Source organism: Micromonospora sp. URMC 106 (genome assembly GCF_051386395.1).
Taxonomy (GTDB): domain Bacteria; phylum Actinomycetota; class Actinomycetes; order Mycobacteriales; family Micromonosporaceae; genus Micromonospora.
The window spans coordinates 32,975-42,377 of the sequence record NZ_JBPQTP010000057.1; the positions used below are offsets into that span (position 1 = coordinate 32,975).

Genomic DNA, 9,403 nt, shown 5'->3' on the forward strand with positions numbered 1-9,403 from the left:
GGACCGTCAGGCGAGCTCGCGCAGGCAGGACCAGCTCGAGCCGACCGGCCGGTAGCCGAGCCGGACGTTGACCGCCAGCATCGGCGCGTTCGCCTCGTCGTTCGAGGTGTAGGCGACGCGCACCCCGCCGGCGGCGGCGCGGTGCAGCGCCGCCGTCTTGACCAGGCGGGCCAGCCCACGCCCCCGGTACGCCGGCACCGTGCCGGTGTAGTCCGACCACATCCGGTCGCCGTCGCGCTTGACGAGGCTGAACGCGACGATCTCGTCGCCGATCTCGGCCGCGGTGCTGGCCGCGCGGTCCAGGCCCAGGTTGTCCCAGACCTCGTAGCGCCAGTTCTCGTAGCTGATCGAGTCGCCCGGCACGTCCTCCGGCTCGTCGGACGCCGCCAGGTTGGCCAGATGCATCCGGCGCGGGTCGACGTCGGTCAGCGGGAGCAGCCGTACGCCGGGCGGCGGTTGCGGCATCGGCGGGGCCGGCCGCAGGTCCAGCGCCGAGTAGCGCAGCTCCCGGCTCGGCGTGAAGCCGTGCCGGCGGGCGAACGGCAGCGACTCCGGCAGCGCCCAGGTGCGCACCCGGCGCGCCCCGACGTCCCGCAGGTGCCCCAGCGCGGCGGTCAGCAGCGCGGTGCCGGCGCCCCGACCCCGGTGCTCCGGATGCACGTGCAGGGTGGAGACCTCCCCGACGTCCGCCTGCGAGGTCCGGTCGTTGCGGTACGCCGACGCCCAGCCGACCACCGTGTCGTCCACCTCGGCGACGTACGCGGTCCAGTCCTCGCCCGGCGGAGGCTGGGCGATCATGCGCCGGGTCGACTCGACGCCGCGCACCAGGTAGGGGTGCACGAGCGCGCGCAGCGCCACCACGGCGGGCGCGTCGTCGGGGCGGGCGGTCCGGATCCGCACGTCAGCCCTCCTCGCGTACGGCGGCCACGGCCTCGACCTCGACGAGTTGGTCGGAGTAGCCCAGCACGGCCACCCCGAGCAGGGTGCTGGGCGGCTCGTGGTCGCCGAACGCGTCCCGGACGACCTCCCAGACGGCCACCAGGTCGGCCTGGCGGGGCGACGCCACGTAGACGGTGGTCTTGACGACGTCGGTGAGCCGGGCGCCGGCCGCCGCGAGGGCGGTCTCCAGGTTTGCCATCACCTGCCGGGCCTGGCCGACCGGGTCGCCCGGCGCGACGGTCCGCCCCTCCGCGTCGAGCGGGCAGGAGCCGGCGGTGAGGACGAGCCGGGCCGGCGGCTCGACCGTGGCCGCGTACGCGTACTCGGCGACGTCGGAGAGGGCGGGCACGCGGACCAGCCGGGTCGGTGGGGTCACGGCGGCGACGCTACCGCCGGACCCCGTGCGGCTCGACCGGATATTCGCCGGCCGGTCAGGCCGACTCGCGGACCACCAGCTCGGTGGGGAGCACGACGGCCCGCTCGATCGCCTCGCCGGCGGCCAGCCGCAGCAGCAGCCGGGTCATCTGCCGGCCGAGCTCCACGATCGGCTGGCGGACGGTGGTCAGCGGCGGCTCCATGTACGCGGCCGTCTCGATGTCGTCGAAGCCGATCACCGCCACGTCGTCCGGCACCCGCCGCCCCGCCTCGCGGAGCGTCCGCAGGGCGGCGTGCGCCATCAGGTCGGATGCGGCGAAGACCGCGTCCAGGTCGGGGTGCGCCGCCAGGAGCTGCCGCATCGCCGTCGCCCCGGACTCGCGGGTGAAGTCCCCGGTCGCCACCAGCTCCGGCAGCCCGGCCTCGGCGACCGTGTCGCGGTAGCCCGTGAGCCGCTCGATGCCGGCCACCATGTCCTGCGGGCCGGCGATGGTGGCGATCCGCCGGCGACCGCCCGTGATCAGGTGCCGGACCGCCCCGGCCACCCCGCCGACGTGGTCGACGTCGACGTAGGGCACGTCGCCGCCGTCGAGCGGGCGACCGCTGCACACCACCGGGATGCCCAGCCGGGCCAGCCGGCCGGGCAGCGGGTCCTCGCCGTGCAGCGAGGCGAAGAGCACCCCGTCCACGTGCCGCCCGGTGGTGTAGCGCTCCACCCGGTCGTGCCCGGCCGGCGAGCCGGCCAGCATCAGCACGAGCTGCTTGTCGGCCGCCTCCAACTCCTGGGCCGCGCCCCGGATGATGCCCGGGAACACCTGGTCGTCGGAGAAGACCCGGGTCGCGGCCTCCGGGAGCACCAGGGCGATCGAGTCGGTCCGCTGGGTGACCAGGCTGCGGGCGGCCAGGTTCGGCACGTACCCCAGCTCGGCCACCGCCCGGCGGACCGCCTCCTGGATTGGCTCGGCGACGGTCGTGGAGCCGTTCACCACCCGGGACACGGTGGCCCGCGAGACCCCCGCCCGCCGGGCCACCGCCTCCAGTGTCGGCCGTTGCGCCGTCGTCATCCCCGTTACCACCGCCTCGTCACAGCCCGTTCCGGGAGATCACCTCCTGGTACCACCGGGCGCTGGACTTCGGTGTGCGTCGCTGGGTCAGGTAGTCGACGTGGATGATCCCGAACCGTCGGCGGTAACCCTCGGCCCACTCGAAGTTGTCCAACAACGACCATACGAGATAGCCCCGCAGGTCCACTCCCCGGGAGATCGCCTCGTGCGCGGCGCGCAGGTGCCCGTCGAGATAGGCGATCCGGTCGGCGTCCACCACCTGCCCGGCGCCGTCGGGGGCGTCGGGGCCGGCCTTGTCGGGGAACGCCGCGCCGTTCTCGGTGACCATCAGCGGCACGCCGGGGTAGTCCGTCGCGATCCGCTCCAGCAGCCGGGTCAGCCCGGCCGGCTCGATCATCCAGCCCATGTCGGTCAGCGGCCCCACGGGCGGGAGGAACTCCACCGCGCCCTCGGTGCCCGGGTACGCGCTGCCGCCCGCGCCGCCCGGCCGGCCGGCGACGTAGGTGGGCGCGTAGTAGTTGATCCCGAGCAGGTCGATCGGGGCGGCGATCAGCTTCTCGTCGCCGTCCCGGACGAACGTCGGCTCGACGGTCCGGGCCACGTGCTCCAGCACGTCCTCCGGGTAGGCCGCCCGCAGCAGCGGGTCGAGGAAGATCCGGTTGTGCAGGCCGTCGACCAGGCGGACCGCCGCCGCGTCCGCGGCGCTGTCCGGGTCGGCGGGGCGCACGTCGGCCGGGTTGACGGTGATCCCGACGGTCTCCGCGCCGGCCGCGCGCAGCGCGCGGGCCGCCAGGCCGTGCCCGAGCAGCAGGTGGTGTACGGCGGTGAAGGCCGCGCCCGGGTCCCGCTCGCCGGGGGCGTGCACCCCGTTGCCGTAGCCCAGGTACGCCGAGCACCACGGCTCGTTGAGCGTGGTCCACGTGCCGACCCGGTCGCCGAGCCGGGTGTGCACCGCCGTGGCGTACGTGGCGAAGTGCTCGGCGGTCTCCCGGTTGGTCCAGCCGCCCCGGTCCTGGAGGGTCTGCGGCAGGTCCCAGTGGTAGAGCGTGACGATCGGGTCGATGCCCCGGTCCAGCAGCGCGTCGGTGAGCCGGTCGTAGAAGTCCAGGCCGCGCGGGTTGACCGGGCCGGTGCCGTCCGGCTGGATCCGCGGCCAGGCGACCGAGAAGCGGTACGCCTTCAGCCCCAGCTCCGCCATCAGCGCCACGTCGTCGGCGTACCGGTGGTAGTGGTCGCAGGCGACGTCGCCGGTGTGCCCGTGGTGGACCTTGCCCGGCGTACGGCTGAAGGTGTCCCAGATCGACGGGCCGCGACCGTCGTCGGTGGCCGCGCCCTCGATCTGGTACGCCGCGGTGGCCGCGCCCCAGACGAAGTTCTCGGGGAATCGCAGAGTGCTCACGCCTTGACCGCACCTTCCATGATGCCGCCGATGATCTGGCGGCCGAACAGGACGAAGACCAGGAGCAGCGGAAGGGTGGCGATGGCCGTCCCCGTGAACACCTGGGACATGTCGGTGTAGTACCCGTCGGAGAGGGTGCGCAACGCCAGCTGCACGGTCGGGTTCTCCGGATCGTTGAGGACAGCGTACGGCCAGAGGAAGTCGTTCCAGGTCGTCATGAAGGTGAGCAGCCCGAGCACGGCGGCGGCGGGGCGCAGCGCCGGCAGCACCACGTTCCAGTAGATCCGCGCCGTGCCGCAGCCGTCCATCCGGGCCGCCTCGATCAGCTCGTTGCTGACGGCCTGGCCGGCGTACTGCCGCATCATGAACACCCCGAAGCCGGTGACCAGGGCCGGCACGATCACCGCCGGCAGCCGGTCGTTCCAGTTCAGCTTGGTCATCAGCATGTAGAGCGGGATGACGCCGAGCTGCGTCGGCACCATCATCGTCGCGATGATCACCATGAGCAGCGCGTTGCGTCCCCGGAACCGCAGCTTGGCGAAGGCGAAGCCGGCCAGGGTGGAGAAGAAGACCACCGAGACGGTGACCGTGGTCGCCACGATCGCCGAGTTGACCAGGCCGGCGACGAAGTACGCGTCGGTGTTGCCGAGCAGCCGGGAGACGTTCGCGCCGAGGTTGCCGCCGGGGGTGACCGGGGGTGGCAGTTGGCCCATCGCGTCGTTGGAGCGGCTCGCCACCACGAACATCCAGTAGATCGGGAAGACCGACAGGATCCCGGCGGCGATCAGCGCGGCGTAGGTGAGCCGGCTGGCGGCCCAGAGGCGGGTCATCGGGGTCCTTCCTTCGGCCTCGCGCCCCCGCCGAGCCGGCGCAGGAGCAGCACGTTGATCGCCGCGACGACCGCGATCAGCGCGAAGAGCAGCCACGCCACGGCCGAGCCGTACCCGAAGTTGTAGTGGGGGGCGAAGGCGTTCTCGAACATGTACATGGTCACGGTCTGCGACTCCCGCAGCGGTCCGCCGCGGATCGGGTTGGTGCCGGAGTGGAAGAGCCGGGGCTCGGTGAAGAGCTGGAGCCCGCCGATGGTGGAGATGATGACGGTGAAGATGATCGTCGGCTTGAGCAGCGGCACCGTGATCGACCAGAACTGCCGGGCCCGGCCGGCGCCGTCGATGGCGGCCGACTCGTAGAGGTCGCGCGGAATGGCCTGCATCGCGGCCAGGAAGATCAGGGCGTTGTAGCCCGTCCACCGCCAGTCCACCATGGCGGAGATGGCCACCCAGGACGCGAACCGGTTCGACTTCCACTCGATCGCGTCGATCCCGACCAGGTCGAGCAGCCAGTTGACCATGCCGAAGTCGCGGCTGAAGAGCACCCCGAAGACGATCGCGACGGCGGCGGTCGAGGTGATGTTCGGGATCAGCACCGCCATCCGGAACGTGGTCCGCGCCCGCAGCTGCCGGTTGAGCAGGTTGGCCAGCCAGAGGGCGGCCAGCAGCTGCGGAACGGTGGAGATGACGAAGATGCCGAGGGTGTTGACGACCGCGTGCCAGAAGTCGGTGTCCGCCAGCAGCCGGCTGTAGTTGTCGAGGCCGACGAACGGGTGGTCGCTGCCGAGCAGGTCCCAGTCGTGCAGCGAGACCCAGAACGTGTAGACCAGCGGGTACACCCCGAACACCGCGAAGAGCACGAAGAACGGGGCGATGAACAGGTAGGGCGAGAACTGCGTGTCGAGGCGGCTGAGCCGCATCGCCCGCGTACGCCGGCCGGCGCGGGGTGCCGGTGCGACCGGCGGGCGCGCGTCGAGCTGGACGGTCATGCCCGGACCACTCCTTTCCACGGTGCGGGCGGGATCGGCGCCCTCGGCGCCCACCCGCCCGCACTCCCGGTTCGGGCTACTTGGCGGCGGCCTTCTTGGCGTTGTTCACCGCGTCCGTCCAGCCCTGTTCCGGGTTGCGCTGACCCAGTTCCACCGTGCGGACGGCGTTCTCCACCTCGGTGCGGACGGCCTGGTTCTTCGGCCCCATGTAGACCGGCTTCAGGGTCTTGGCGCCCTCGCCGAAGATCTGCCCCACCGGGGCGTCGGAGAAGTACGCGTTCTTGGCGTCGACGATCGCCGGGTCGTTCAGCGCCTGCGGGGAGGAGGGCAGCGGGCCCTTGGCCTTGAACGCCCCGATCTGGCCCTTGGCGCTGGTCAGGAACTTCGCCAGCTCGATCGCCTCGGCCCGGTGCTTGCTCTGCTTGGGCACGGCGAGCCACGATCCGCCCCAGTTGCCGCCGTTGCCGGGCACCCGGGCGATGTCCCACTTGCCCTTGGCCTCGGCGCCGGCGTTGCCCTCGATGACGCCGGTCATCCAGGCCGGGCAGGCGATGGTGGCGAACTTGGCCTGCTTGAAGGCCGAGACCCACTCCTCGGACCAGGAGCCGTACTTGCCGGAGAGGCCGGAGTCGATGATGTCCATCGTGGTGTCCCACGCCTGCCGGACCGCCGGGTTGCTGTCCACCACGAGGTTGTCGCTGGTGTCGTAGTAGTGGTAGCCCTGCGCGTTGCCCGCCGTCTGCAGGACGATGGTGTTGAAGATGTTGGTCGCGGCGTCCAGGAACGCGGCGCCGGTGTTCTTCGCCTTGAACTGCTCGCCGACCTTGATGTAGTCCTGCCAGGTCGGCCAGAGCTTCGACACCGCGTCGCGGTCGGTGGGCAGGCCGGCCTTGGCGAACAGGTCCTTGCGGTAGCACATCGCCATGCCGCCGACGTCCGTGCCCAGGCCGATCAGCTTGCCGTCCTGGGTCATCCCGCCCTTCCACTTCCACTCCAGGAAGTTGCCCTGGAGTTCGGCCCCGCCGTGGTCGAGCAGGTTGACGAAGTTGTCGGGGTTGGCCTTGTACTCGACCATCAGCCCCTCTTCGATGGCGACCACGTCGCCCGCGCCCTTGCCCGCGGCGAGCCACTGGGTCAGCTTGGGCGAGTAGTCGTCGAGGTTGGTGCCCGTGCCCCGCTCGACAATCTTCACGTTGGGGTGGCTGGCCATGTATTCCTTGTAGAGCTCTTCGTAGCCGAACTGGCTGAACACGTCGACCGTCAGCGTGATCTGGCCGTTGTCGGCGGGTTCGTCGCCGCCGGCGCAGCCGGCGGTGGCGAACAGCGCGGTGGCGGCGACGAGGGCCACCGCCGCCAGGCGGCGGCGCGGGAAGACACCCATTCTTTCGGACCCCTCTCAGGTCGTCTGAGGTGGTGAGGAAGGTGGTGGAACCAGAGCTGAGAGAGCGCTCTCACGTCAGGGTGGTGGCTGGCGGGGCCGGTGTCAAGAGAGCGCTCTCTGCCGAAGCGGGCCGGCCGCCGCGACCGGGCGGGCGACGCAAGGGGCGGAATCCCGCGTAGGGGCCGGGTGGTCCGAACGCCGCGACGCGGCCGGGTGCCGCGAGGGGGCGGGTGCCGCGAAGACGGTGGCCGCCCCCGGTCGGGGACGGCCACTGTCGTCGGGCGCTGCGGTTGTCGTCGCCGTTGCGGTGGTGACGGTGCTGCGGTGGTGTCGGTGCGTGCGGCGGGGGACTACGCGAAGCCCTCGGGGCCCGGCTCCGCGCGGAGGTCAGCCGACGCGGAGGCCCTCGAGCAGGCCGCGGTCGCCGGCCACGTCGAGCGTGTCGAAGCTGACCCGGCCCCAGAGCGCGAGCAGCAGGTCGCTCGCCGTGCCGCTGACCTGCACCCGGGCGTGGTGGTCGTCGTGGTCGAGGATGGTCGCGGTGTCGAGCAGGGCCACCCCCTCGCCGCGCAGCCGCAGGAACCACTGCTGGGCGGCGTCGACCGCGGAGAGCTGCACCACCCCGTGCCACTGGCCGGCGGTGCGGCGCCGGCCGGCCGGCAACCAGGTGTCCAGCACCTCGCCCACCCCGTCGGCGGCGAGCTTCGCCTCGACCGGCTCGCCGGCGGCGATCGCGAGCTGGGCGTCCCAGCGGTGCACCGCGGTCTCGTGCGCCATCCGGCGCGGCCAGAAGCCCGCCCTCTTCGGCTGCGGCGCCCAGTTCCAGGCCGGCGCCTCCGGGTCGAGGGCGTCGAAGAGGGTCATCAGCTGGTCGTACGCCTGCTGCCAGAGCTGGAGCGGGGCGACGCCGGGCTCCGGCTCGACCGGCTTGGACCTCCCCGGCGACGGGGTGGTCGCGCCGGAGCCGGCGAACGAGTGCACCCAGCGGTAGATGGAGGTCAGGTGCAGGGTCAGGTCGGCGACGGTCCAGCCGGGACAGGACAGCACCGGTGTCTCGGGTGGGGCCTCGGCCGCCGCCGCGGCGAACGCCGGGCCCTCGGCCCGGAGCGCGCCGATCCAGAAGTCCTTCGTGCCGTGCAGTCTGCTCATCGCCATCCTCCCGGGGGTGACCGGGCCACCAGTGGGCGCCGCGGCTACCCCTCAGCCTAGGGTGAAAGGCGTGTCTGACGTCTACGCCCAGCCGACAACCGGAGCCGAACCCGCCGATACGTGCGAACTGGCGCCATACACCACATTGCGCCTGGGCGGCCCGGCCGGACGCGTCGTCACCGGCACCGACGCCGACGAGATCGTCCGGGCGGTGCGGGCGGCGGGCGACCGGGACGAGCCGGTCCTGGTCCTCGCCGGCGGCAGCAACGTCGTGATCGGCGACGCCGGCTTCCCGGGCACCGTGGTCCTGGTCCGCTCGCGGGGGCTGCGGGTGGTCGCCGAGGACGCCGAGACGGTCACCGTACGCGTCGAGGCCGGCGAGCCCTGGGACGACCTCGTCGCCACCACCGTGGCCAACGGCTGGTCCGGCCTGGAGTGCCTCTCCGGCATCCCCGGCTCGACCGGCGCCACCCCGATCCAGAACGTCGGCGCGTACGGGCAGGAGGTCGCCGAGACCATCACCGGCGTGCAGGTCCACGACCGGGTCGACGGGACGGTCGGCCGGATCGCCGCCGCCGACTGCGGCTTCGCGTACCGGTCCAGCATCTTCAAGTACAGCGACCGCTGGGTGGTGCTCTCGGTCGACTTCCGGCTGGCCCGCTCGCCGCTCTCCGGCCCGGTGCGCTACGCGGAGCTGGCCCGGGCGCTCGGGGTCGAGGTGGGCGACCGGGTGCCGCTGGCCGACGCCCGGGCCACCGTGCTGCGGCTGCGCGCCGGCAAGGGCATGGTGCTCGACGCGGCCGACCCCGACACCCGGTCGGTCGGCTCGTTCTTCACCAACCCGGTCCTGGACCACGCTGCCCACGAGCTGCTGCGCGAACGCGCCGCCGAGCTGGGCGAGCCGCCGTCCTGGCCGTGCCCCGGGGACATGGTCAAGGTCAGCGCGGCCTGGCTGATCGACAAGGCCGGCTTCGGCAAGGGCCACCCGGGACCGGAGGGCACCGCCATCTCCAGCAAGCACACCCTCGCCCTGACCAACCGCAGCGGCACCGCCAGCACCACCGCCCTGGTCGAGCTGGCCCGGGAGATCCGCGACGGCGTCCACGACCGCTTCGGCGTCACCCTCCACCCGGAGCCGGTCCTCGTCAACTGCGTCATCTGACCCCCGCGCCCCTGGCCCTCACCGTCCTCCCTGTCCTCCCCGCCCCCGCGATCTTGCACTTGTTGCCCCGGCGAAACGGGCGAACAGTGCGATTCGAGGGCTGAAAGTGCAAGAT

General features: G+C 72.5%; 9 protein-coding genes. 1 reads left to right on the forward strand and 8 read right to left on the reverse strand.

Going from position 1 to position 9,403, the window contains the following annotated elements:
- Positions 1–6: 6 nt before the first annotated feature.
- From ACSNOB_RS18615 to ACSNOB_RS18650, 8 genes are all read right to left on the reverse strand, one after another.
- Positions 7–900 carry a GNAT family N-acetyltransferase gene (locus tag ACSNOB_RS18615; protein WP_436687801.1) on the reverse strand — a complete coding sequence of 298 codons (894 nt, stop codon included), beginning with the start codon at positions 898–900 and terminating at the stop codon, positions 7–9.
- 1 nt (position 901) lies between these two features.
- Positions 902–1,315 (reverse strand): RidA family protein, encoded by a 414-nt coding sequence (locus ACSNOB_RS18620; RefSeq protein WP_436687802.1) that lies wholly within the window; start codon positions 1,313–1,315, stop codon positions 902–904.
- Positions 1,316–1,370: 55 nt separating this feature from the next.
- The gene (locus ACSNOB_RS18625) at positions 1,371–2,378 is read right to left on the reverse strand and encodes a LacI family DNA-binding transcriptional regulator (RefSeq protein WP_436687803.1); all 1,008 of its coding nucleotides are present in this window, start codon (positions 2,376–2,378) and stop codon (positions 1,371–1,373) included.
- Between the two features lie 19 nt (positions 2,379–2,397).
- Positions 2,398–3,777 (reverse strand): GH1 family beta-glucosidase, encoded by a 1,380-nt coding sequence (locus tag ACSNOB_RS18630; protein WP_436687804.1) that lies wholly within the window; start codon positions 3,775–3,777, stop codon positions 2,398–2,400.
- Complete coding sequence (locus tag ACSNOB_RS18635) at positions 3,774–4,607, reverse strand: carbohydrate ABC transporter permease (RefSeq protein WP_436687805.1); 834 nt, start codon at positions 4,605–4,607, stop codon at positions 3,774–3,776. The genes ACSNOB_RS18630 and ACSNOB_RS18635 overlap by 4 nt, the downstream gene beginning before the upstream one ends.
- Positions 4,604–5,596, reverse strand: a complete 993-nt coding sequence (locus ACSNOB_RS18640) for a carbohydrate ABC transporter permease (protein ID WP_436687806.1) — start codon at positions 5,594–5,596, stop codon at positions 4,604–4,606. The genes ACSNOB_RS18635 and ACSNOB_RS18640 overlap by 4 nt, the downstream gene beginning before the upstream one ends.
- A 76-nt stretch (positions 5,597–5,672) precedes the next feature.
- Positions 5,673–6,977, reverse strand: coding sequence for an ABC transporter substrate-binding protein (locus ACSNOB_RS18645; RefSeq protein ID WP_436687807.1), 1,305 nt, complete (start codon positions 6,975–6,977; stop codon positions 5,673–5,675).
- Between the two features lie 387 nt (positions 6,978–7,364).
- Entirely contained in the window at positions 7,365–8,126 is a 762-nt protein-coding gene (locus tag ACSNOB_RS18650) for a maleylpyruvate isomerase family mycothiol-dependent enzyme (protein WP_436687808.1), read from the reverse strand.
- 70 nt (positions 8,127–8,196) lie between these two features.
- Between ACSNOB_RS18650 and ACSNOB_RS18655 the strand changes: the two genes are divergently transcribed.
- Positions 8,197–9,288, forward strand: a complete 1,092-nt coding sequence (locus ACSNOB_RS18655) for a UDP-N-acetylmuramate dehydrogenase (RefSeq protein WP_436687809.1) — start codon at positions 8,197–8,199, stop codon at positions 9,286–9,288.
- The last annotated feature ends 115 nt before the right edge of the window (positions 9,289–9,403 follow it).